The following is a 23,110-nucleotide window of genomic DNA, read 5'->3' as shown; positions in this document are numbered from 1 at the left end:
ATGCCATTACTCGACGTTAGAAACCTGACCATTGAGCTCGACACGCCCCACGGCAGAGTGCGCGCCCTTGAGAAAGTGAGTTTGACCCTGAACGCGGGGGAAATCCACGGTCTTGTGGGAGAATCGGGCTCGGGCCGTAGTCTGCTCGCCAGAGCCATTCTTGGGATCCCAGGCCCCAATTGGACCATTACCGCCGACCGCATGATGTGGGATGGTAATAATCTGATGGCCATGACCTCGAAGGAGCGCCGTAATCTGATGGGCTCAGATATGGCAATGATCTTCCAAGACCCATCTGGCAGCCTTGACCCTTCGCAAACTGTGGGCAGCCAGCTGATGCAGGCCATGCCTAAGAATCCGAAGGCTTATTTTTGGCAAAAGCACAAACATGCCAAACTCACAGCACAAAAATGGTTGCATAAGGTCGGGATTAAGAATCCGCAAAAAGTCATGTCCAGCTATGCTTGGGAGCTTTCGGAAGGCGAATGCCAAAAAGTGATGATTGCCATGGCGATTGCCAACCAACCGCGATTATTGATTGCCGACGAGCCGACCAACTCGATGGAGCTGAGTACTCAGGCACAGATTTTCCGTCTACTGTCACAGCTTAACCAACTGCAAAACGTGTCGATTTTAATCATCAGCCACGAGCTTGAGACCCTAGCACAATGGTGCGATCACCTATCCGTGCTATATTGCGGCCAAGTGATGGAATCGGGCCCAACGGAAGAACTGATCAATCAGCCCTATCATCCTTACACTAAGGCACTCTTGGATAATATGCCGGATTACTCGGGGATAGAGGCGCACAAGGCAATTATGCCGACCCTGCCAGGCTCGGCCCCCGCCCTGCAGCATCTGCCCATTGGTTGTCGCCTAGGGCCAAGATGCCCTGAGGCACAAAAGAAATGCGTTAATCAGCCAAGTTTGAGTCATTTACGCGACCGCTACTTTGCTTGCCATTTCCCTTACCACGGTGAAACGACAAATGACGACCCCACTGCTTAAAGTTAACGATCTCTTTAAGAGGTATGATACGGGCTACAAGGGCTTTACTCGCCAATATAACGATGCCTTAGCCCCGGTTTCCTTTGAATTAAACCGCGGCGAAACCTTAGCGATTGTGGGTGAAGCGGGTTCAGGTAAGAGTACGTTAGCGCGTATTTTGGTGGGCGCAGAGCCCCGCAGCGGCGGTGAAATTTACTTTGAGGGCGAGGCGCTCGATAGTCGCAATATTAAGCAGCGCTGCCGCCTTATTCGGATGATTTTCCAAGATCCCAATACCTCACTCAATCCAAGATTGACGATTGGTCAATTACTGGATGAACCGCTGCGCTTTAACACTGCGTTATCCGCCAAGGAGCGTAGTGGCCAAGTGATAGATACCTTAAGGAAAGTCGGTTTATTACCTGAGCATGCGGATTTTTATCCCCATATGATTTCTGAGGGTCAAAAACAGCGGGTTGCGGTGGCGCGGGCGCTAATGCTCAATCCGAAGATCATCATCGCCGATGAAGCTTTGACTGCCCTAGATCTCTCGGTACGCTCACAGATCCTCAATTTGCTGCTTAAACTGCAGAAGGACTTAGGCTTGTCCTATATCTTCGTGTCCCATAACCTCAATATTATTCGCCATGTCAGCGATAAAATTATGGTGTTACACAAAGGGGTCATGGTTGAGAAAGCCCCAACAGAACAGATATTTAATTCGCCTCAGCACGAATATACCCAAAGGCTGATTCAGGAGCAGAGCCTGTTTGTTCATAAGCGTTAAACTGCTCCAACCACTTAAATATTCAGGCGAATTGGCTAAAAATAGATGCCATTTAGCCGCCGAAGTATTTATCCTATTTGTCATTTTGATAGAAGAAGCTTAAACATGATTATCAAACCCAAAATTCGTGGATTCATCTGTACCACAACTCATCCCGTTGGTTGTGAAGCTAACGTTAAAGAACAAATTGCTTTAACCAAAGCCAAAGGCAAAATCGCCAACGGTCCAAAGAAAGTCCTTGTTGTTGGTTCATCAAGTGGCTATGGCCTGTCTTCACGCATTGCCGCAGCCTTCGGTAGCGATGCCGCAACCATTGGTGTGTTCTTCGAAAAGCCTGGTACTGAAGCAAAACCTGGTACCGCGGGCTGGTACAACTCTGCCGCTTTCGACAAGTTTGCCAAAGCTGAAGGTTTGTACTCTAAGAGCATCAACTGCGATGCTTTCAGCCATGAAGCTAAGCAAAAAGTTATCGAGCTTATCAAGCAAGATTTAGGTCAAGTGGACATGGTGGTCTATTCATTAGCATCGCCCGTGCGCAAACTGCCTGACTCAGGTGAGCTAGTGCGTTCTGCACTCAAGCCAATCGGTGAAGTGTATACAGCGACTGCCGTTGATACCAACAAAGACTGCATTATCGAAGCCACCGTTGAGCCTGCGACTGAGCAAGAGATTGCCGATACTGTCACTGTGATGGGCGGTCAAGATTGGGAACTGTGGATTAACGCACTCGCCGAGGCTGGTGTATTGAGTGATAACTGTAAAACCGTAGCCTACAGCTATATCGGTACTGAGTTAACCTGGCCAATCTACTGGCACGGCGCATTAGGTCAAGCCAAGATGGACTTAGACCGCGCGGCTAAAGCCTTAAATGATAAGCTAGCAACCAAAGGCGGCAGCGCTAACGTTGCCGTGCTGAAGAGCGTTGTCACCCAAGCCAGCTCCGCCATTCCAGTAATGCCACTGTATATTGCGATGGTATTTAAGAAGATGCGCCAAGAAGGTCTGCACGAAGGCTGTATGGAGCAGATCTATCGCATGTTCAGTGAGCGTCTGTTCCGTGCCGATGGTGCCAAACCTGAGACCGACAGCGACAACCGTCTGCGTTTAGACGATTGGGAACTGCGCGAAGATATCCAGCAGCATTGCCGTGATCTGTGGCCACAAGTGACCACTGAAAATCTGTCAGAATTGACTGATTATCAAGAATATAAAGCCGAGTTCATTAAACTGTTCGGCTTTGGCATCGAAGGCATCGACTACGATGCAGATGTTAATCCATACGTTGAGTTCGATGTGATCGAGCTGTAATCGGCGCGATGACACCTTACCTTTAAATGCCACCCTCGGGTGGCGTTTTTATTTGCTGCAAACCCACGGCAATAGGCTAAACTAGCATGACCATTCAAACACTAACTAAGGATAAAGAATGAAGATCAGTGCACGTAATACCCTAAGTGGCACTATTACCGCGATTGAAATTGGCTCTGTAAACAACGAAATCACTATCGAACTGGCACCGGGCGTAGTGTTAACCTCTGTCGTGACTAAAGCTTCCTGTGAGCGTTTAAACTTGAAGGTAGGTGATTCAGCTTACGCACTCATTAAAGCCAGCAGCGTGATGATTGGCGTGGATGATTAAGCGGCTGAAATAGCGTACTTATCGTTTAATAACACGGTTTCAAGACAAACAAAAAGGCCAAGTAAACACTTTAATGCCACTCGCTTAAGAGCGAGTGGCATTTTTACTTGTATATTTCACCGTTTTCTTTAGCACCACACGCGGGTAGCTGGGCCGCTTCCTCTTCGGGGGTAAAATCAACCTTTTGCCATTTTCCCTCAGTCGTTTTAAGTGCTGTGGGATCGCTCCTGGACTCCCTCTATCGCTCCACCCAAACTCATCTTGGATTAAAAACAGGGCATTAATGAAACTTATTCTCTGTGGCTCAACTTGATGCTGCACTGCCATGGCTGCCATCTCTAGCCGAACAATATTGTAGGTCGTCAAGATCCCCCATCATTCTTGATACACCCCATCCTTCTTCTTGCTGCGCAGGACAGGTTTATTTTCCAGTTGATATTGCTTCAGCTCACCATAACCCCTCTCTATCTCCCATCGCTGCCAATACACCTTGAGCACCAATACACCTTGAGCAAATCGTTCACTGGGTAAGTGTCGGGACATAGGCAGGACGTGATAAACCCTTTGATATCACCTTTGGGTGATGGAATAAGGATAAGGCGGGCTTGCCAGCGCTCCCCCANATAAGGCGCTTGTTGTTTAGCTTGGGGTGATACCGGCATCTCAACCAGATGGTCATACTCTGAGAATGACTCGATAATGCTATAGCGGGTCTTAGACTTTATCGGGGTTAACCAATGGGTGTTAGTCCCGCTTCCTTGCCAGCTGATGAGCAATTCGGCAGACATAAANCCACGGTCAAACAACGTGAGCGAATGCTCGGGAGCTGAGCCAACCAATTGCTGTGCGTAGTGAATTTCACNGTGGGTAACAGGCCCGAAANCCGCATCAGAAAGTCAGTGGCTGCGAGTAGACATTAAGGTGACAGCCAGCACAGAAGGAAAAGAAGCCGTGCTTTGTGCAAAGCCAAAGTGATGGTTTTCTTCAGTGTTATGCGTCTTAAAATACGTCCCATCAACACTGAGCAATTTCAATCCCGCTATCTCATCAAATTCACACTGTGTTTCCCACTGTGCAGCGGTTGTTTTGAACAGATAACGCATGGGCTCTGAACCCAACTTTTCTTTGGCTTTGATGATNCTACTGGTCGCCAGTGGCGGGAGCTCCCCCTTGGCNTCGGGAAAGGCCAGTGAGAGCGTATCACAGACTTGCTGAATCGAGCGGTTACGCATCAAACCAATGCCTAGAACCAACCAAACAGCTTGCTCTGCANGGAAACGACGGGTTCGAAGTGATGCCCTGCCAGTTTGTTGCACAGCCTCAGCCACCCAATCCATGGGAACATGTTTGGCGAATACATCAATATCCTGTGATTGGCAAAATTCAGCAGTAACAAGTAGCTCTTTAGAAAATTCAGACATAAAAAATCAGCCGCAACTTAGGTTGCGGCTGATTATGAAGCCCTTGAAAGATCGTTCAACTATTTAAAACGATCTGCATTAGCATATTCGCAGGCGTTTTCTTCAGGATTAAATCAGCTCGTCGGCTTACATGGGACGATTTTTCTCAACTAATCGATTAAAAATCGCATTGACCGATAAGGACGCACCATGGGCGATTTTATCGGCCAACTTCTTGCGGACCTGATAACGCAATTTATACACAGTACGTTCTTTTGCTAACTGCATTAACACATCATCACTGGTTGAAATCGCATCGATAAGGCCTAATTCAATCGCCTGTTGGCCGTACCAATGTTCACCCGTGGCCACCTTTGCTAAATCGAGCTGAGGGCGATATTTACTCACAAAAGCTTTAAACAACACGTGGGTTTCTTCCAGCTCCTGCTGGAACTTCTGTCTGCCTTCGTCAGTGTTTTCACCAAACACGGTTAAGGTGCGCTTAAAATCACCGGCCGTGTGTTGCTCGTAGTCGATTTCATGTTTCTTCAATAGACGGTTGAAGTTAGGCAACTGGGCAACAACACCGATTGAGCCAACGATAGCGAATGGCGCGGCATACACTTTGTTTGCCACACAGGCCATCATATAACCACCGCTGGCGGCGACCTTATCCACGCAAATCGTTAATGGGATCTCGGCCTGACGCAGGCGGTCAAGCTGGCTAGAGGCTAAACCGTAGCCATGTACCATACCACCGCCACTCTCGACATTCACCACCACTTCGTCACCCTTTTCGGCAATGGTTAAAATTGCGCTGATTTCTTCCCGTAGTGAAGCCACTTCGGCGGCATCAATACTGCCTTTAAAATCAATAACAAAAACTTTGCCTTTGCGGTCTTCTTCGGCCGATTTTTCCTTGGCCTTTTCGTCAGCTTTCAGCTGCTTTTCGTAAGCTTTAAATTGCTTCTTCGACAGCAGTTCTTCTTTCAAACTGTGTTTGAGATCTTCCAGTTCTTCAGAAAGGTTAGTGATCCTCAGTTCACCTTTATCCGATTTGTGCTTCACCGTGGACGCGAGCACCACAATGATCACAGCAACAATCGCAACCACAATCGTCACGGCTTTCGCCAAAAACATGCCATATTCGTATAGAAATTCCAAAGTACTCTCCGTTGGGGCCCAAGGTGATCCGGTTTAGTGCGCGCTATTCTAACAGCCTAAAGCGCCATAAAAAAACCCAGCAAAGGCTTAATGCAGATCGTTTTAAATAGTTGAACGATCTTTCAAGGGCTTCATAATCAGCCGCAACCTAAGTTGCGGCTGATTTTTTTATGTCTGAATTTTCTAAAGAGCTACTTGTTACTGCTGAATTTTGCCAATCGCAGGATATTGATGTATTCGCCAAACATGTTCCCATGGATTGGGTGGCTGAGGCTGTGCAACAAACTGGCAGGGCATAACTTCGAACCCGTCGTTTCCCTGCAGAGCAAGCTGTTTGGTTGGTTCTAGGCATTGGTTTGATGCGTAACCGCTCGATTCAGCAAGTCTGTGATACGCTCTCACTGGCCTTTCCCGACGCCAAGGGGGAGCTCCCGCCACTGGCGACCAGTAGCATCATCAAAGCCAAAGAAAAGTTGGGTTCAGAGCCCATGCGTTATCTGTTCAAAACAACCGCTGCACAGTGGGAAACACAGTGTGAATTTGATGAGATAGCGGGATTGAAATTGCTCAGTGTTGATGGGACGTATTTTAAGACGCATAACACTGAAGAAAACCATCACTTTGGCTTTGCACAAAGCACGGCTTCTTTTCCTTCTGTGCTGGCTGTCACCTTAATGTCTACTCGCAGCCACTGACTTTCTGATGCGGNTTTCGGGCCTGTTACCCACNGTGAAATTCACTACGCACAGCAATTGGTTGGCTCAGCTCCCGAGCATTCGCTCACGTTGTTTGACCGTGGGTTTATGTCTGCCGAATTGCTCATCAGCTGGCAAGGAAGCGGGACTAACACCCATTGGTTAACCCCGATAAAGTCTAAGACCCGCTATAGCATTATCGAGTCATTCTCAGAGTATGACCATCTGGTTGAGATGCCGGTATCACCCCAAGCTAAACAACAAGCGCCTTATCTGGGGGAGCGCTGGCAAGCCCGCCTTATCCTTATNCCATCACCCAAAGGTGATATCAAAGGGTTTATCACGTCCTGCCTATGTCCCGACACTTATCCAGTGAACGATTTGCTCAAGGTGTATTGGCAGCGATGGGAGATAGAGAGGGGTTATGGTGAGCTGAAGCAATATCAACTGGAAAATAAACCTGTCCTGCGCAGNAAGAAGAAGGATGGGGTGTATCAAGAATGATGGGGGATCTTGACGACCTACAATATTGTTCGGCTAGAGATGGCTGCCATGGCAGTGCAGCATCAAGTTGAGCCACAGAGAATAAGTTTCATTAATGCCCTGTTTTTAATCCAGGATGAGTTTGGTTGGAGCGACAGAGGGAGTCCTGGAGCGATCCCACAGCACTTAAAACGACTGAGGGAAAATGGCAAAAGGTTGATTTTACCCCCGAAGAGGAAGCGGCCCAGCTACCCGCGTGTGGTGCTAAAGAAAACGGTGAAATATCCAAGTAAAAATGCCACTCGCTCTTAAGCGAGTGGCATTATGCAAGTGCATGGCTTTTTTCACAACAGGTTGAGGATTATGGGCGAGCCATATCCGATTCAGCGCTATTGCTGTGTTTCAGTTTAGGCGCAGCCGCTTCGGTGGAGGCGACATTGCCATACTCGCGACCTTTTGGCACTTCTACCTGAGCTCTAACTTCTACCGTTGGCTTGGTCATTTCTGATGACACCATAGAACCAAAACGACTCGCCGCTTTGGGTTTGCTCACCACAGCTTCTGCTGTAGACGCTGCTGCGGCTTGAGTCACAACAGGTTTTGCCTGTGGTTTAACGATAGGAGCGGGTTTTGCCATTGGCGCAGAGGCCACAGATTTTACGGCTTCTTTTGCTTCGGCTTTGTCTGCTTCAGGCGTTACGGCTTCAACTGCAACGGCCTTTGCTTCAGCTTTCGCTTGAGCTGGAGTTTCGGCTGGGGCCACAACTGCTTCCGTTATCGCTTCTACAGTTTTAACTGGCTCAACTGCAACTTCTTCAGTTTTAACGCTTGTCTCAGCCTTGTTGTTTACCGCAGTGTCAGCTGGAGCTTCTGTTGCAGCAACCTCGGTTTTAATCTCAGCCACTTGCTCGGTAGCAGCTGCCTCAATAGCTTCAGTCTCAACAGCTTTATTGGCGGTGGTTTCAGCAACCACACTGACATCTGCCGCTTCGACTACAGCTGCAGGAGAAGTCACAGTGGGTTCAGCGATGGCTTCAATTGCTTTTGCTTCAGTGGTCTCAGCTACCTCTGCCGTTTGAGCGCTTGGAGCTGGGTAGTCCTGATCTTCGCCCAGTGCGTCGTTTGGTACGAATTGCGCAGGTGCAGAGGCGCCTTGCTCATCTTCATCACGGCGACGACGTTGACCAGCTGCTCTTAAATGACGTGGGCTGCGGCGACTACGACGTTGTCCATCGCGAGATTCACGTTTCGCTTTATCATCGGCATCGGCGCTGACGTCTGCGTTATCCGCATCGGTCTCGGCTTCAGTCTTAACGCTTTCTGTTACGTCAGCTGGCGCATCAGCACGGTTTTCTACTACAGGCGCTTCTACAGCCACTTCAGCACTTGCTTCAGCTTGGCTTACTGTATCAGTCGCTTCTGCTGTCTCGTTGGCAACCGCAGCTTCTTTGCGTGGTTGGCGACGTGAGCGCGGTGCTTTGGTTTCAGCTTGTGATTCAGCTGCAACCTCCGTATTGGCAGCATTAACAGCGGCCACTTCGGCTAATACCACTTCTTCTTGAATTGGCGCTTCAGTGGTTTCATTGGCGTTATCGATGCGTACTTTACGACGCATGTTACGGCGCTGACGACGCTCACGGGCCACTTCTTGCTTTGGCGTGTCGTCTTGAGACTCAGCTACCACTTCTTTTGGTGCTTGGTTACGGCTCTTAGGCTCTGGCTTAGTGCGTTTTGCATTCTCGTCTTTTTCACGAGCTGGACGCTCCTGAGCCTGAGGTGCATCAGCCGACTTCTTGGCATTGCGGGTGCGTGGCTCGCGGGTGCCTTCTTTCGCTTTGTCAGCATCTTGGTTATTGCGAGTACGGCGAGTGTCATTACGACGATTACGACGGTTCGCATTGGCCGTTTGACTGTCAGACTTTTTGGTTTCTGTGGTCTTTTCAGCCGCAGGCTTATCGCTTGAGCTGAAGAAGGCGCCAATGGCACTGAACAGTTTGCTGAAGAAACCTGGCTCTGTTGCTTCCACTTTATTGGCAGTTGGTGCGGCGGCTTGTTCGACTTTCTGTGGTGCTGTAAAGCCTTTTAGGGCAGGTGCTGGCGCAGCAGTGCGTTCCAGTTTACGGGGCTCGTATAACTTGGCTTCTGGCTGTTCGATGCGCTTGTAGCTAGATTCATCGATTTCATCGTCGGTGCGGTGACGAATGACGCGATAATCAGGGGTCATCATATGCGGATCTGGGATCACATAGACTTCTACATCGTGGCGTTGCTCTGTGATACGAATCGCTTTGCGTTTTTCGTTCAGCAGGAAGGCCGCGACATCGACAGGCACGATGGCTTCGATTTGTGAGGTGTTTTCCTTAATCGCTTCTTCTTCCATCAGACGTAGAATCGACAGCGCTAAAGATTCGGTACTACGAATCGTGCCTTGGCCATGACAGCGAGGGCAGATATGCGCAGCTGATTCTTCTAACGATGGACGCAGACGTTGACGCGACATTTCCATCAGACCGAAGCGAGAGATGCGGCCTAATTGCACGCGGGCACGGTCGTGGTGCACGGCATCGCGCAGGCGGTTTTCAACTTCACGTTGATGGCGCACAGGCGTCATATCGATAAAGTCGATCACGACTAAACCACCTAAGTCACGCAGACGTAATTGACGGGCAATCTCATCGGCGGCTTCAAGGTTGGTATTTAATGCGGTTTCTTCGATATCGCCGCCCTTAGTTGCGCGGGCAGAGTTGATATCGATTGAGGTTAAAGCTTCAGTCGGGTCGATAACAATCGAACCGCCCGATGGCAGACGCACTTCACGTTGGAATGCCGATTCGATTTGCGACTCGATTTGGAAGTGAGTGAACAATGGCACTTCGGCTTCGTAGAGTTTTACACGCTCAACAAAATCAGGGCGTACCAGTGCAATATGCTGCTTGGCTTCTTCAAAAATACGTGGGTGGTCGATTAGGATCTCGCCCACATCGCGGCGCAGATAATCACGAATTGCACGTACAATGACGTTACTTTCTTGGTGAATTAAGAACGGCGCGGGTTTGCTTTGCGCGGCTTCAGTAATCGCAGCCCAGTGGTGCTGTAAAACTTTTAAGTCCCACTTCAGTTCAGTCGATTCTTTACCAACACCTGCGGTACGTACGATAAGCCCCATACCCGCAGGGACTTCTAAATCGGCCATGGCTTCTTTTAATTCGGTGCGCTCGTCACCTTCGATACGGCGAGAAATACCGCCAGCACGAGGGTTGTTTGGCATCAAGACTAAGTAAGAACCCGCTAGGCTGATAAAGGTCGTCAGTGCAGCCCCTTTGTTGCCACGCTCTTCTTTGTCAATCTGAACAATAACTTCTTGTCCTTCACTGACCACTTCTTTGATGTTTGGGCGACCTTGGAAAGAATAACCTTTAGGGAAATATTCTCTGGCGATTTCTTTTAGCGGTAAAAAGCCGTGGCGCTCGGCACCATAGTCAACGAAAGCGGCTTCTAAAGAGGGTTCTACGCGGGTAATTTTACCCTTGTAAATGTTGGATTTTTTTTGCTCGTGACCAGGACTTTCAATATCCAGATCGTACAGTTGTTGCCCGTCAACCAGGGCAACACGCAACTCTTCTGATTGAGTTGCATTGATTAACATACGTTTCATGATGACGTCATTCTTCTTTAAATGGAGGTCATCAAACAATCGCGTTTCGCTGCATTACGGGCCTAGCAGTAGGTCAACGAAGCCTCACGGCTGGTGGCTAGGCAAGGTGCGCATTACTGTTAGACGCAGTCGCTGCGTGTCGCATCCTATTTATGGCTTATTTTTTAATGATTACAAAAACAAGGAATTCGTTGTAAAACATCAACCAACCCCATAAATTCTTTCATTTCGTTCCGGTAATGCCCAAGTCGAATCGGTTTGTCTGACGACAAGTTAAAATATATTTCGAAATCGGTGAGAAAAACTTTAGATAAACCTAGTTAAAGTAAGGTTAGATTCTCGATTTAATCGTAAAAAACGCATTTGTGGTATTTTTACTCAGTATACGATTTGCAAATCAATGAGTTGCTATCAAGAAAATCTTTTTTAATCTATAAAGCTTTTCACTTGGGACTGGGATCTTGTGAACACTTTATTCACGGCTTATCCCTAATCGCTGGTGAAATATAGCAATAATCAAAAAATTCAGCAATGGAAAGGCACAATTCTTCTTAAGTGTTGTACAATGGCCGCCGTTTTAAGCAGATGGCACATCATGAATACAGAATCTCCACAGCTACAGGTGCAGTTGATCACGATTGACGAAGACCACCTCGACCAACGAATCGACAATTTTTTAATCACAGTGCTCAAGGGCGTTCCTAAGAGCATGATTTACCGTATCGTTCGTAAGGGCGAGGTACGGGTGAATAAAAAACGCATTAAGCCCGAGTACAAATTGCAAATCGGTGATGTGGTTCGCGTACCGCCGGTCAGAATGGCTGAGCAGGATAATCGTACCGCGCCTTCCGCAAACTTGAGTAGAGTGTCACAGCTTGAAGACCGTATTTTGCATGAAGACAATCATCTGATTGTTTTGAATAAACCGGCGGGGATTGCGGTCCATGGTGGCAGTGGCGTCGATTATGGTGTGATTGAAGCATTGCGTTCCTTGCGTCCACAACAAAAGTTTTTAGAACTGGTTCACCGTCTCGATAAAGACACCTCGGGCGTGTTACTGGTGGCGAAAAAACGCAGTGCGCTTAAGCATATGCATGACCAACTGCGTTATAAAAAGATGCAAAAGGATTACTTAGCCTTAGTTAAAGGCGAGTGGTCGGCGCAGGATAAAGTGGTTAAACAACCACTGTTAAAACTGACACTTAAGTCGGGCGAACGTATCGTTCGAGTCAATGCCGAAGGTAAACCCTCCGAAACCCGCTTTAAAATTGTACAGCGTTATCAAGGCTGTACGCTTGTACAGGCGAGTCCTGTAACAGGACGTACCCACCAAATTCGGGTGCATTGCCAATATATGGGACATCCCATCGCCTGTGATGAAAAATACAGCGAGCAGGCGTTTGATGACAGTATGCGGTCACTGGGTCTGACTCGACTGTTTTTACATGCGGCAGAGTTAATGTTTATTCATCCTGAAAACGATGAGGTGATGCGAGTCTCCGCGCCGCTTGATGATAATTTGCAACAACTGCTAGGCAAGTTAAAGCGCGCTTAGCGTTTTTTCTGCGCCTATTACCCACGGATAACCTGAGAGCGTGAAATTTTCAGTGAGCCATTCAACCCCGCGAAAATATGATTTAGTGATTTTTGATTGGGATGGCACGTTAATGGATTCCATCGGCAAGATTATTGTTTGCATTGAGAATATGGCAAGGGCGCTGGCGTTACCTGTGCCTTCAGAAGCGGATATCCGCAATGTGATTGGCTTGTCGATGACGCAGGCGTTACAGGTGTTATTTCCCGCAGGTTTGACTTCAGTGCCGCCGCGTATCGGATCTGCAAGCAGCGCAGCACAAGCGGGCGCAACTCAAGCGCTTGTGGGCACCGATGATTGCTATATCAAGATGCGCGCCGAGTTCAAGATGCAGTATTTGCACCTTGATACCACGCCAACGCCGATTTTTAACCAAGCCCCCCAATTACTCGAATCATTATCAACGGCTGGGTATCAACTTGCCGTCGCGACGGGGAAGGCGAGAGCAGGCTTAGTGCGCGTGTGGGAGCAATCCGGCTTAGGTCACTACTTTATCGCTTCTCGCTGCGCCGATGAGGCGCAGAGTAAACCTCATCCTGAAATGATCTTAAGTCTGCTGCAGGAGTTAGGCGTTCAGCCTGAACGCGCCTTGATGGTCGGAGACTCTTTGTTGGATTTGACTATGGCGGCGAATGCGGGGATTGACGCTGTGGGCGTGACTTACGGCGCCCATAATGAAGCAATGCTCCTGCAAGCCAATCCTATTGCCTTAATTGATTCCCCTGAAAAACTCTTGCTGCATTTATAGTGATGGACTCATTAGTGCAGATTAATGAGCACTGAAAACCTGCACCGTGAGTAATCCAAATGCTTTTTGAATCATTTGAGCAAGCGATATGGGCAAGTGTCATCTAGCTTACCCATATCGAGCCGCACTTGCGTCATGTAACCTTAATAACCGCTTCACGCTAGTCGGCTAAGACATCGATTCCTTGAGTGAGCAGCATTTCAGTTAACAGTATTAAGGGCAGCCCAATCAGGGTGTTAGGATCTCGGCCTTCTAAGCGATTAAACAAGGCAATTCCGAAGCCTTCGCTCTTAAAGCTACCCGCACAATAAAAAGGTTGCTCTTTATCGACATAAGCGGCGATTTGCGCGGCAGTCAGGTGACGAAAATGCACGGTGAAAGGTTCGACCTGAGCTGTCACTTCTTCAGTCTTGGCATTATAGAGCGCAAGACCGGTATAAAAGGTGATTGCTTTGCCCGAGGCCTGGCTGAGCTGCTTGATCGCATTGTCTCGATTTAATGGTTTACCAATAATTTTGCCGTCAATCACGGCGACCTGATCTGAGCCTATAATGAATCCCTGTGGAAAATGGCTCGCTCCTGCCTCGGCCTTGGCTTTGGCAAGCCTTAAGACTAAGTCTTGGGCGGACTCATTTGCCATGGGTCTTTCATCAATATCTGGATTGCAAGTCTCAAAGGCTAAGCCTAACTTTTGTAATAGTGCTTGTCGGTAAACAGAGGTGGAAGCGAGGATTAACTGGGGCGTCATTGGTAAAAATCCATAAGAAAACCTGACTTATTGTCGCTAACCTGGCCGCTTGAATGCAAGCGAGTGGTGGCAGATAGCATGACTTTAGGGCTGTAATCGGGGATTCTTACGATGAGTGCGGCTATTTTAGACGGCTTACGCTTGTGCGCCGCCCCGTGCTTGGGTAAAATTTCGCTTCCGTTAATTTCAATGTTGGGGCTAGAGAATCACTTAAGTCGCAAACTGGGACTTAAGTTAGAAATTTTTCTTTGACTCTAGCGTTTTCAAACTATAATATGCGCGCCTTATGCAAACAGTAAAGATACCGGTTTCAATTGATCCTTTTCGCGCCGCCTCGAGCCGTTCTACCTATGAGGGGATAGTGCCTGGGCAGCAATTGAGAAGATTAAATGAGTTATGTGCCGGCGACTGTTCCGATGTGGCAGTGTCGATTGAATGTGGCGTAGATTTGCAGGGGATAGTCTACCTGAAAGGGAAGGCTGTGACGGAGCTCACTCTGGTTTGTCAACGTTGCATGACGCTATTTACCACTGAGGTTACGGTCGAGTTTTGCTTCGGTCCATGCCGGACTAAGGCAGAAATCGATGAGCTCCCGGATGCGTATGACCCAATTGAGTGCAATGAGATTGGCGAAGTACGTCTGCATCAATTGATCGAAGATGAATTGATAGTCGCTATGCCTATCATCCCGATGCATGAAGAAACTGATTGCAACATCGGGTCAATGGACATAGTTGTAGGCGAGATCGAACCCGCTCAAGAGGAGCGTCCAAATCCGTTTGCAGTGTTAGAAAAACTGAAGAGCAAGTAATCTAGGAGACAGGGCCAATGGCTGTACAACAGAATAAAAAATCTCGTTCTAAGCGCGGTATGCGCCGTTCACATGACGCACTGAGCACTGCTCAGCTGTCTGTTGACGCTACCAGCGGTGAAGTCCATATGCGTCACAACGTGACTGCTGATGGTTTCTATCGCGGTAAAAAGGTAATCAACAAGTAATTTGTTGGTTTCCTAATGACGAGTCTGACGCTCGCGTTAGATGCGATGGGTGGCGATCATGGCCCCCACGTCACGGTGCCTGCAGCCTTGCGGGCACTAAAATCTCACTCTTCCCTTAAAATCATTTTAGTCGGCGATAAGACTGAAATTGATGTCTATCTGCGTCAAGCAGAACAACCGTTACTCTCACGTATTGAAGTCATTCACACCGATGAAGTGGTGAGCATGTCCGATAGACCCGTGCACGCTTTACGTACCCGCAAAAATAGTTCGATGCGCTTATCGATTGAACTGGTGCGTGACGGACGAGCAGCGGCGTGTGTGAGTGCGGGCAATACTGGTGCCTTGATGGCCATGGCCAAGGTGTTATTGAAGACCTTGCCCGGTGTAGACAGACCCGCGTTGGTCAGTTGTTTACCCTCGGTCACGCAAAAGCCAGTTTATTTATTGGACTTAGGTGCCAATATCTCCTGCGATTCAGAAACGCTTTTCCAATTTGCCGTGATGGGTTCTGTGCTGTGTGAGGCAGTGGATAAAAAATCCCGCCCTAAAGTTGCACTCCTTAATGTGGGCACAGAAGAAATCAAAGGCAACGATCAGGTTCAACAAGCGGCGCAAATACTACAAAACACCGATCAGATTAATTACACCGGCTTTATCGAAGGTGATGAAATCTATTCGGGCAATGTGGATGTGATCGTTTGTGACGGTTTTGTGGGTAACATCACGCTCAAAACCTCTGAAGGCATTGCCAAGTTATTGGTTCATCAGTTAAAACGTGGCCTAACCCAAGGTTTCTTCGTGCGTTTTTTGGCAAAACTCATCGCCCCACGCATTCAGGCGGTCCTCAGTCAGATGAACCCCGACCACTATAATGGTGCAAGTCTGATAGGATTGCGTGGCATAGTTGTAAAGAGCCATGGAAATGCGGATGAAACTGCCTATTTACAAGCAATTAGTTTGGCAGTGACTGAAGCGCAACGTCGACTCCCCGAAATGATAAAAGATCGTTTGGAGTCGATTCTTTTAGATATAAATAACTGATTCCTCCTTATGCATACAAAAATTCTCGGAACTGGTAGTTATCTGCCAGTGCAGGTGCGTAGCAATCAAGATTTGGAAAAAATGGTGGAAACCAGTGACCAATGGATTGTTGAACGTACAGGTATTTCAGAGCGTCGCATCGCGGCGCAAGACGAAACTGTCTCAACTATGGGCTATCAGGCGGCATTAATGGCGCTCGAGATGGCCGGCATAGAAGCATCAGAGTTAGATATGATCATTTGTGGCACCACAAGTGCGGCAAATGCGTTTCCTGCGGCGGCCTGCGAAATTCAAGCCATGCTCGGCGTACATACCATTCCAGCCTTTGATATTGCGGCGGCTTGTTCAGGTTTTGTGTATGCCTTATCCGTGGCGGACCAATTCGTTAAAAATGGTACCGCGAAAAAAGTCCTCGTGATTGGCGCCGACGTATTATCCCGTCTGTGTGAGCCAGAAGATCGCACTACTATTATCCTATTTGGTGATGGTGCAGGGGCGGCGGTTATCGGTGCTTCCGATGAGCCTGGGATTATTTCAACCCATATTTATGCCGATGGTCGTCAAGGTGACTTGCTTAAGTGCGCTTTCCCACCTCGTCAGGGGGAAACCTCTGAAGCGGTTGGCTTTATGACCATGAAAGGCAATGACGTCTTTAAAGTGGCGGTGACTCAGTTATCCCATGTAGTCACTGAAACATTGCGCCTGAATAATATCGATAAGTCGGAAATCGACTGGTTGGTTCCCCATCAGGCTAACTTCCGCATTATTAATGCCACGGCAAAAAAGCTGGAAATGAGCTTAGATAAAGTGGTGTTAACCCTTGCCAAACACGGTAATACCTCGGCGGCGTCGGTACCGATTGCCTTAGACGAAGCCGTGCGTGATGGCCGGATCCAACGTGGCCAGCTATTGCTGCTCGAAGCCTTCGGTGCCGGTTTTGCGTGGGGCAGTGCGCTCGTCCGTTTTTAACCGTATCTGGATACGACTAAATTCCTAACTATCGTTATCTTGGTTTGCTGTCCAAGATAACGGTTTAGTGTTCAATAAATTAAGTTCGCCATAGGTAATTTGATATGGAAAATGTAGCTTTTGTATTCCCTGGCCAAGGTTCACAGGCCCTAGGCATGTTAGCCGAGTTGGCTGGTGCGCAGCCGATTGTGGGACAAACCTTTGCCGAAGCGAGTCAGGTGTTAGGGTATGATCTGTGGGCATTAGTGCAAGACGGCCCCGTTGAAACCTTAAATGAAACCGATAAAACCCAGCCTGCCTTATTAGCCGCAAGTGTGGCGATTTGGCGTGCCTATGTTGCTTCTGGTAAGGCCATGCCAGCGATGTTAGCGGGTCACAGCCTAGGTGAATATTCTGCATTAGTTTGTGCTGGTGTCATCGACTTTAAAGATGCGATCAAACTGGTTGAACTCCGTGGTCAACTGATGCAGCAAGCCGTGCCAGCCGGTACTGGCGCCATGTACGCGATTATCGGTCTGGATAATGACGGCATTGCTAATGCGTGTATTGAAGCCGCCCATGGCGAAGTGGTGAGCCCTGTTAACTTTAACAGCCCAGGCCAAGTGGTTATCGCTGGTCAAAAAGAGGCGGTTGAACGTGCCGCTGCGGCCTGTAAAGAGGCGGGCGCCAAAATGGCGGTTGCCTTACCTGTCAGCGTGCCATCACACTGTGCATTAATGAAACCTGCCGCAGATAAATTGGCGGTTGCGTTAAACGATGTGCAGTTTAATGCGCCAAGCATCACTGTTATCAATAACGTAGATGTGGCATCACCTACTGCGGTTGCCGACATTAAAGATGCGCTGGTTCGTCAACTGTATTGCCCAGTGCGCTGGAGTGAAACCGTTGAGTTTATGGCCGAAAAAGGCATTACCCAGTTAGTTGAGTGTGGCCCGGGTAAAGTATTGACAGGCCTTGCGAAACGCATTAATAAATCTCTTTCTGCCCAAGCAGTTAATGATGTTGCATCCCTTGCCGCGTTAACTGAATAAGGAGTTTGTATGAGTATCAATCTGAGTTTAGCGGGCAAAGTTGCCTTAGTGACAGGCGCGAGTCGTGGTATTGGCCGCGCGATTGCCGAAACCTTAGTCGAAGCCGGTGCGATTGTGGTTGGAACTGCCACAAGTGAGAAGGGCGCCGCAGCAATTCAAGAATATCTGGGTGACAAAGGTTTTGGTTTAGTGCTTAATGTTACCGATAGTCAATCCGTCACCGATTTATTCGATTCGATCAAAGAAAAAGCGGGTGATGTTGATATTCTAGTCAACAACGCGGGTATCACCCGTGATAACTTGCTGATGCGAATGAAAGATGATGAATGGAACGATATCATCGATACCAACCTGACATCATTATTCAGACTATCAAAACCTGTGATGCGTACCATGATGAAAAAGCGCTTTGGCCGGATCATCAATATCGGTTCAGTGGTAGGCACTATGGGCAATGCAGGTCAAGTTAACTACTCGGCAGCAAAAGCTGGTTTGATCGGATTTACAAAATCTCTTGCAAGAGAGGTTGCATCTCGTCAAATTACAGTTAATGCTATCGCTCCTGGATTTATCCAGACCGATATGACTGATGAGCTGACCGAAGATCAGCAAAAAGCTATCATGTCTCAGGTTCCGATGGAACGATTAGGGCAAGCGCAAGAAATTGCTAATGCCGTACTCTTCCTAGCGTCGGATTCTGCCGCTTATATCACAGGCGAGACCTTGCATGTGAATGGCGGAATGTACATGGTTTAAGGGCGGATGGCAGGGATACTGTCGCAACTGAGTAGTGATCTGTATCAATTGGTCGCTAAATTTCGTGGTTAGACCACGAAAACTAAGCTTGCATTGTCAGCCAAATCTAATAAACTACTCGCAATCTTACGCAAGTGCGTAATTTGAATAGGAAAGAAAACTAATGAGCAACATCGAAGAACGTGTAAAGAAAATCATTGTAGAGCAACTGGGCGTTAAAGAAGAAGACGTTAAACCAGCGGCATCTTTCGTTGACGATCTGGGTGCAGATTCTCTGGACACTGTTGAGTTGGTTATGGCTCTGGAAGAAGAGTTTGATACCGAGATCCCTGATGAAGAAGCTGAAAAGATCACTACTGTTCAAGCAGCGATCGATTACGTTTCTAAGAATCAGTAATTCTGAATTCTAGAGAACAGGCGGCAAATATGCCGCCTGTTTTTGTTTTAGCTCCGCCCAATTCTGCAATAGTGCCATTCAATCGTCTCTGGAAGCTGTGTTGCATTTGTCCATGAGATGCTCGCCGCAGATTGGCGAAGATTCTTTATGATAGAAACACCGTTATCTGTCATAACCTTATCTATTTAGCATTAAAAGGTGACTGCCGTGTCTAAACGTCGTGTAGTGGTAACCGGTTTAGGGTTAGTAACTCCCGTGGGTAATACTGTCGATACTACTTGGAAGGCGCTGCTTTCGGGTAAGAGTGGTATTGCACCTATAACCAAATTTGATGCCAGCGAATTCACCACTCGTTTCAGTGGTTCTGTAAAAGATTTTGATGTTGAGCAGTACTTAACCAAGAAAGACGCCCGTAAAATGGACCTCTTTATTCAATATGGTATGGCTGCGGGCATCCAAGCTATCCAAGACTCGGGTCTGGATATGAGCAAAGTAAATCCTGGCCGCGTCGGTACCGCAATTGGTGCGGGCATGGGCGGCATGTGGTTAATCGAACAAAACCACAGCGCACTCTTAAGCGGTGGCCCCCGTAAGATTTCGCCTTTCTTCGTGCCAAGCACCATCATCAATATGATTGCTGGCCATTTATCGATTATGTACGGCATGACAGGCCCTAACTTTGCCGTCACGACCGCTTGTACTACCGGTGTGCACAACATAGGTTTTGCGGCACGTACTATCGCCTATGGCGATGCAGACGTGATGGTTGCTGGTGGCGCCGAAGACGTCACTTGTCCATTAGGCGTGGGTGGTTTTGGCGCAGCTAAAGCGCTGTCGACCCGTAACGATGACCCAACGGCAGCCAGCCGTCCATGGGATAAAGACCGTGATGGTTTTGTCATCGGCGATGGCGCGGGTGTGATGGTGATGGAAGAATACGAGCACGCTAAGGCGCGCGGCGCGACCATTTATGGCGAACTCGTCGGCTTTGGTATGAGCGGTGATGCGTTCCATATGACATCGCCACCAAGCGATGGTGCGGGCGCTGCTGCGGCTATGGTCAATGCGGTGAATGATGCCAAGCTGCCATTTGAAAAAATTGGTTATATCAATGCCCACGGCACTTCAACGCCTGCGGGCGATAAAGCCGAAGCGGCAGCAGTGAAATCTGTGTTTGGCGATCATGCCTACAACCTGCTGGTCAGTTCGACTAAGTCTATGACGGGTCACTTGCTGGGCGCTGCGGGTGCAGTAGAAGCGATTTTCACCCTGCTTGCGCTGCGCGACCAAGCCGTACCACCGACCATCAACCTCGATAATCCAGACGAAGGCTGTGATTTAGACTTCGTTGCGCACACTGCTCGCGATGTGAAATTAGAGTACGCTCTATGTAACTCCTTCGGATTTGGTGGCACTAACGGCTCATTGCTGTTTAAGAAAGTCTAAACTGCGGTTAGCTCGATAAAAAATGCGCCTATTGGCGCATTTTTTATGCCCGAATTGTGCCGAATATCACTTTCTAACGTGCTGATATCCAAATAGTTAACCTTTGTTCATCAAGCTTGTTTAATCCAGCTTGCCGCCGATAATGACAGGCATATATCGCTTAAAAGGATGCTTGTCATGTTAAACCCTCTGGTGATCCCGCTTGTGCCAATCGTTGGCGCCGTAACCGCAAATTTGACCGAACTTATCCGTGGTGAATCCAAAGTTTGGCATCCCAATATGGATATCGGCATGAAGACCTTCACTTTTGCCATTGCCGCATATGTGCTGGTGTGGTTTGCGTTGTTGGTGACCGCCATCAGTGTCGGTGGCAGCAACCATATGTCATCGGGATTTGAAGTGATTGGGCTGTTTTTGGCGGGGTTGGGTATTTACACTTATGGCAAGGGGACTCGGTTTGTTAGCAGCCAATTACAGCTGTGGTTGTATCGCCTGGCGTTGCCGGGATTATTACTCTCCTGCGGGCTGATAAGCTACTTTGGCTAAATCGGTTCTCTTCACTGGGACAATCGCAATTATCTTTACGCTATTGCGCATTTCTATCGTAAACTCAACTTATTGCAAAATCATTGAGCCACAGAGGCTGAATAAGTTGAGGTTATATGGCTGGTATCGATAGACAAATTACCCTGAGATTTTTGTCTGAGCCCGCGGATGTGAATTTTGGTGGTAAGGTTCACGGCGGCGCTGTGATGAAATGGATTGACCTTGCGGCCTATGCCTGCGCAGCAGGTTGGAGTGGTAAATATTGCATAACTGCCTATGCGGGGGGAATTCGATTTGTACAGCCGATCCTCGTTGGCAATATTGTCGAAGTTAGCGCTAAGGTAATTTATACCGGCAAGACCTCGATGCATATCGGTATTGATGTGCGGGCAGGGGACCCTAAGGTCTCAGAGCGCCATCTCACGACTCACTGTATCGTTATCATGGTGGCCGTGGATGAAAACGGGCAACCGACACCTGTGCCTGAATGGGTGCCGCAGACTGAGCATGATATTCACCTGCGTGATTCTGCGCTGCGTTTAATGGAAATGCGCAAGAAAATTGGCGCCGAAATGGAAGCCCACGTGCAAAAGTGATTTTGGTTTGTGATTAAAATACAAAGGCGCCAATGTGCGCCTTTGTTGTTTCTGTCGAACACTGCGTTTGCTGCCGAGGGCATTATTGCTCTGACGCTCGCCTAAGCGAGTGCTACACTGCCGCCAGCGTTTTTTCTACCGATTGACCCTTTAAGTTGAAACACTTGCTCGCATTTTTTTAGTTTAGGTCGGGTCTTTCTCGGAGTAACATAAGCGCGCGTTCTGCGTGTCGTTAGTCCATTTTGTCAATTCAGTGTCGCCAATTGAGTGGTGTTAATGAACGCAGAGCAAATGTGCGGTGTAAAACGTTTCATCTTGTTTATCAATTAAAGGAATTCCTCATGGCAAAAGTCGCATTTATTGGTTTAGGCGTAATGGGTTACCCCATGGCAAGACACTTACTCAACAAGGGCCATGAGGTTACTGTGTATAACCGTACTTTTGCTAAGGCACAAGCTTGGGTCGAGAACTACGGCGGTCGCTGCTGCCCAACGCCCAAAGAGGCGGCTATCGGCCAAGATATTGTGTTTACCTGCGTAGGCAACGATAACGACTTGCGTGAAGTGGTATTAGGCAATGATGGCGTGATCCATGGTATGGCTCAAGGTACAGTTCTGGTTGACCATACAACGGCTTCTGCCGATGTGGCCCGTGAATTACATAAAGCGCTGGCCGAAAAAGGCATCGATTTTCTCGATGCGCCAGTATCGGGTGGCCAAGCTGGCGCCGAAAATGGCGTGCTGACCGTGATGGTCGGGGGCGATCAAGCCGTGTTCGAGCGTGTAAAGCCCGTTATCGAGGCGTTTGCGCGCTGCGCAGAGCGTTTAGGTGAGGTCGGTGCAGGTCAGCTCACTAAGATGGTCAACCAAATTTGTATCGCAGGTGTGGTACAAGGCCTTGCCGAAGCGCTGCAATTTGCCCGCAAAGCAGGCCTTGACGGTGAAAAAGTGGTTGAAGTGATCAGTAAAGGCGCGGCGCAAAGCTGGCAGATGGAAAATCGCTACAAAACCATGTGGGGCCAAAGCTATGATTTTGGTTTTGCCGTCGATTGGATGCGTAAGGATTTAGGTATTGCCCTAGAAGAAGCTCGCCGCAATGGTTCGCACTTACCCTTAACCGCATTAGTGGATCAGTTTTATTCTGAAGTTCAAGCCATGGGCGGTAATCGCTGGGATACCTCAAGCTTGTTAGCGCGTTTTGAGAAAAACACTAAGTAGGTTGTTGCCTAATAGATTGCCATCATAGGTTTGATGGCATAAAAAAGCCCAGTCATGCACTTAATGCAGATCGTTTTAAATAGTTGAACGATCTTTCAAGGGCTTCATAATCAGCCGCAACCTAAGTTGCGGCTGATTTTTTTATGTCTGAATTTTCTAAAGAGCTACTTGTTACTGCTGAATTTTGCCAATCACAGGATATTGATGTA

At 48.3% G+C, this 23,110-nt stretch carries 22 protein-coding genes and 2 pseudogenes; 20 read left to right on the top strand and 4 right to left on the bottom strand.

The window, feature by feature from the left end; translation table 11 throughout:
* The 4 genes from EYR25_RS00110 (at window position 1) to EYR25_RS00095 (ending at window position 3,413) form a co-directional block, all read left to right on the top strand.
* Complete coding sequence (locus tag EYR25_RS00110) at window positions 1-1,008, top strand: peptide ABC transporter ATP-binding protein (RefSeq protein ID WP_023267527.1); 1,008 nt, start codon at window positions 1-3, stop codon at window positions 1,006-1,008.
* A complete protein-coding gene (locus tag EYR25_RS00105; protein WP_023267526.1) occupies window positions 989-1,774 on the top strand; it encodes a peptide ABC transporter ATP-binding protein in 786 nt (261 codons plus the stop codon). Before EYR25_RS00110 ends, EYR25_RS00105 begins: the two co-directional genes overlap by 20 nt.
* A gap of 105 nt (window positions 1,775-1,879) precedes the next feature.
* Complete coding sequence (gene fabV / locus EYR25_RS00100; protein WP_039978341.1) at window positions 1,880-3,082, top strand: enoyl-ACP reductase FabV; 1,203 nt, start codon at window positions 1,880-1,882, stop codon at window positions 3,080-3,082.
* Window positions 3,083-3,200: 118 nt separating this feature from the next.
* Window positions 3,201-3,413 (top strand): TOBE domain-containing protein, encoded by a 213-nt coding sequence (locus tag EYR25_RS00095; protein ID WP_011717545.1) that lies wholly within the window; start codon window positions 3,201-3,203, stop codon window positions 3,411-3,413.
* Window positions 3,414-4,309: 896 nt separating this feature from the next.
* Here EYR25_RS00095 and EYR25_RS21250 read toward each other — a convergent pair.
* Complete coding sequence (locus EYR25_RS21250) at window positions 4,310-4,834, bottom strand: transposase domain-containing protein (RefSeq protein WP_207953668.1); 525 nt, start codon at window positions 4,832-4,834, stop codon at window positions 4,310-4,312.
* Window positions 4,835-4,960: 126 nt separating this feature from the next.
* A complete protein-coding gene (sohB, locus tag EYR25_RS00085) occupies window positions 4,961-5,977 on the bottom strand; it encodes a protease SohB (RefSeq protein WP_039977702.1) in 1,017 nt (338 codons plus the stop codon).
* Between the two features lie 170 nt (window positions 5,978-6,147).
* Between sohB and EYR25_RS21460 the strand changes: the two genes are divergently transcribed.
* From EYR25_RS21460 to EYR25_RS21240, 3 genes and pseudogenes are all read left to right on the top strand, one after another.
* Window positions 6,148-6,276, top strand: a complete 129-nt coding sequence (locus EYR25_RS21460; RefSeq protein WP_279535262.1) for a hypothetical protein — start codon at window positions 6,148-6,150, stop codon at window positions 6,274-6,276.
* 12 nt (window positions 6,277-6,288) lie between these two features.
* Window positions 6,289-6,672, top strand: a pseudogene (locus EYR25_RS21245) (transposase domain-containing protein); the annotation flags it as partial.
* An 18-nt stretch (window positions 6,673-6,690) separates the two neighbouring features.
* A pseudogene (locus tag EYR25_RS21240) lies at window positions 6,691-7,176 on the top strand (transposase); the annotation flags it as partial.
* A gap of 340 nt (window positions 7,177-7,516) precedes the next feature.
* Here the strand turns inward: EYR25_RS21240 and rne are convergent.
* Window positions 7,517-10,810, bottom strand: coding sequence for a ribonuclease E (gene rne, locus EYR25_RS00075; RefSeq protein ID WP_133178122.1), 3,294 nt, complete (start codon window positions 10,808-10,810; stop codon window positions 7,517-7,519).
* Window positions 10,811-11,405: 595 nt separating this feature from the next.
* Here rne and rluC point away from each other — a divergent pair.
* Window positions 11,406-12,365, top strand: coding sequence for a 23S rRNA pseudouridine(955/2504/2580) synthase RluC (gene rluC / locus EYR25_RS00070; protein WP_088211697.1), 960 nt, complete (start codon window positions 11,406-11,408; stop codon window positions 12,363-12,365).
* Window positions 12,366-12,477: 112 nt separating this feature from the next.
* Window positions 12,478-13,152, top strand: coding sequence for an HAD-IA family hydrolase (locus EYR25_RS00065; RefSeq protein WP_243729978.1), 675 nt, complete (start codon window positions 12,478-12,480; stop codon window positions 13,150-13,152).
* A 160-nt stretch (window positions 13,153-13,312) separates the two neighbouring features.
* On the opposite strand, the gene EYR25_RS00060 is transcribed toward EYR25_RS00065, so the two are convergent.
* A complete protein-coding gene (locus EYR25_RS00060; protein ID WP_133178120.1) occupies window positions 13,313-13,900 on the bottom strand; it encodes a Maf family protein in 588 nt (195 codons plus the stop codon).
* Window positions 13,901-14,186: 286 nt separating this feature from the next.
* Here EYR25_RS00060 and yceD point away from each other — a divergent pair, with 286 nt between their 5' ends.
* From yceD to EYR25_RS00005, 11 genes are all read left to right on the top strand, one after another.
* The gene (gene yceD / locus EYR25_RS00055) at window positions 14,187-14,711 is read left to right on the top strand and encodes a 23S rRNA accumulation protein YceD (RefSeq protein WP_023267847.1); all 525 of its coding nucleotides are present in this window, start codon (window positions 14,187-14,189) and stop codon (window positions 14,709-14,711) included.
* Window positions 14,712-14,728: 17 nt separating this feature from the next.
* A complete protein-coding gene (rpmF, locus tag EYR25_RS00050) occupies window positions 14,729-14,899 on the top strand; it encodes a 50S ribosomal protein L32 (RefSeq protein WP_011072715.1) in 171 nt (56 codons plus the stop codon).
* 15 nt (window positions 14,900-14,914) lie between these two features.
* Window positions 14,915-15,943 (top strand): phosphate acyltransferase PlsX, encoded by a 1,029-nt coding sequence (gene plsX, locus EYR25_RS00045; protein ID WP_023267848.1) that lies wholly within the window; start codon window positions 14,915-14,917, stop codon window positions 15,941-15,943.
* Window positions 15,944-15,952: 9 nt separating this feature from the next.
* Window positions 15,953-16,912 (top strand): beta-ketoacyl-ACP synthase III, encoded by a 960-nt coding sequence (locus EYR25_RS00040; RefSeq protein ID WP_133178119.1) that lies wholly within the window; start codon window positions 15,953-15,955, stop codon window positions 16,910-16,912.
* Window positions 16,913-17,016: 104 nt separating this feature from the next.
* A complete protein-coding gene (gene fabD, locus EYR25_RS00035) occupies window positions 17,017-17,943 on the top strand; it encodes an ACP S-malonyltransferase (protein WP_133178118.1) in 927 nt (308 codons plus the stop codon).
* A 9-nt stretch (window positions 17,944-17,952) separates the two neighbouring features.
* Window positions 17,953-18,699, top strand: a complete 747-nt coding sequence (fabG, locus tag EYR25_RS00030; protein WP_011623152.1) for a 3-oxoacyl-ACP reductase FabG — start codon at window positions 17,953-17,955, stop codon at window positions 18,697-18,699.
* A 163-nt stretch (window positions 18,700-18,862) separates the two neighbouring features.
* Entirely contained in the window at window positions 18,863-19,096 is a 234-nt protein-coding gene (gene acpP, locus EYR25_RS00025; protein WP_006081231.1) for an acyl carrier protein, read from the top strand.
* A gap of 207 nt (window positions 19,097-19,303) precedes the next feature.
* On the top strand, window positions 19,304-20,542 hold the full coding sequence (gene fabF / locus EYR25_RS00020; protein WP_039978489.1) for a beta-ketoacyl-ACP synthase II: 1,239 nt from the start codon (window positions 19,304-19,306) through the stop codon (window positions 20,540-20,542).
* A 177-nt stretch (window positions 20,543-20,719) separates the two neighbouring features.
* Window positions 20,720-21,088 carry a hypothetical protein gene (locus EYR25_RS00015; RefSeq protein ID WP_039978490.1) on the top strand — a complete coding sequence of 123 codons (369 nt, stop codon included), beginning with the start codon at window positions 20,720-20,722 and terminating at the stop codon, window positions 21,086-21,088.
* 116 nt (window positions 21,089-21,204) lie between these two features.
* Window positions 21,205-21,684 carry an acyl-CoA thioesterase gene (locus tag EYR25_RS00010; protein ID WP_011623149.1) on the top strand — a complete coding sequence of 160 codons (480 nt, stop codon included), beginning with the start codon at window positions 21,205-21,207 and terminating at the stop codon, window positions 21,682-21,684.
* Window positions 21,685-22,025: 341 nt separating this feature from the next.
* Entirely contained in the window at window positions 22,026-22,901 is an 876-nt protein-coding gene (locus tag EYR25_RS00005; protein WP_133178117.1) for an NAD(P)-dependent oxidoreductase, read from the top strand.
* The last annotated feature ends 209 nt before the right edge of the window (window positions 22,902-23,110 follow it).

The sequence above is a fragment of the Shewanella decolorationis genome (assembly GCF_004354305.1).
In the GTDB taxonomy this organism is placed as follows: domain Bacteria; phylum Pseudomonadota; class Gammaproteobacteria; order Enterobacterales; family Shewanellaceae; genus Shewanella; species Shewanella decolorationis.
The sequence above is the reverse complement of the archived record's forward strand: the minus strand, read 5'-3'. Positions and strand labels throughout refer to the sequence as shown.

Coding starts and splice junctions, on each gene's coding strand:
- EYR25_RS00110 (WP_023267527.1), top strand. CDS start 1: ATGCCATTACTCGACGTTAGAAACCTGACCATTGAGCTCGACACGCCC.
- EYR25_RS00105 (WP_023267526.1), top strand. CDS start 989: ATGACGACCCCACTGCTTAAAGTTAACGATCTCTTTAAGAGGTATGAT.
- fabV (WP_039978341.1), top strand. CDS start 1,880: ATGATTATCAAACCCAAAATTCGTGGATTCATCTGTACCACAACTCAT.
- EYR25_RS00095 (WP_011717545.1), top strand. CDS start 3,201: ATGAAGATCAGTGCACGTAATACCCTAAGTGGCACTATTACCGCGATT.
- EYR25_RS21460 (WP_279535262.1), top strand. CDS start 6,148: ATGTCTGAATTTTCTAAAGAGCTACTTGTTACTGCTGAATTTTGCCAA.
- rne (WP_133178122.1), bottom strand. CDS start 10,810: ATGAAACGTATGTTAATCAATGCAACTCAATCAGAAGAGTTGCGTGTT.
- rluC (WP_088211697.1), top strand. CDS start 11,406: ATGAATACAGAATCTCCACAGCTACAGGTGCAGTTGATCACGATTGAC.
- EYR25_RS00065 (WP_243729978.1), top strand. CDS start 12,478: ATGGATTCCATCGGCAAGATTATTGTTTGCATTGAGAATATGGCAAGG.
- EYR25_RS00060 (WP_133178120.1), bottom strand. CDS start 13,900: ATGACGCCCCAGTTAATCCTCGCTTCCACCTCTGTTTACCGACAAGCA.
- yceD (WP_023267847.1), top strand. CDS start 14,187: ATGCAAACAGTAAAGATACCGGTTTCAATTGATCCTTTTCGCGCCGCC.
- rpmF (WP_011072715.1), top strand. CDS start 14,729: ATGGCTGTACAACAGAATAAAAAATCTCGTTCTAAGCGCGGTATGCGC.
- plsX (WP_023267848.1), top strand. CDS start 14,915: ATGACGAGTCTGACGCTCGCGTTAGATGCGATGGGTGGCGATCATGGC.
- EYR25_RS00040 (WP_133178119.1), top strand. CDS start 15,953: ATGCATACAAAAATTCTCGGAACTGGTAGTTATCTGCCAGTGCAGGTG.
- fabD (WP_133178118.1), top strand. CDS start 17,017: ATGGAAAATGTAGCTTTTGTATTCCCTGGCCAAGGTTCACAGGCCCTA.
- fabG (WP_011623152.1), top strand. CDS start 17,953: ATGAGTATCAATCTGAGTTTAGCGGGCAAAGTTGCCTTAGTGACAGGC.
- acpP (WP_006081231.1), top strand. CDS start 18,863: ATGAGCAACATCGAAGAACGTGTAAAGAAAATCATTGTAGAGCAACTG.
- EYR25_RS00015 (WP_039978490.1), top strand. CDS start 20,720: ATGTTAAACCCTCTGGTGATCCCGCTTGTGCCAATCGTTGGCGCCGTA.
- EYR25_RS00010 (WP_011623149.1), top strand. CDS start 21,205: ATGGCTGGTATCGATAGACAAATTACCCTGAGATTTTTGTCTGAGCCC.
- EYR25_RS00005 (WP_133178117.1), top strand. CDS start 22,026: ATGGCAAAAGTCGCATTTATTGGTTTAGGCGTAATGGGTTACCCCATG.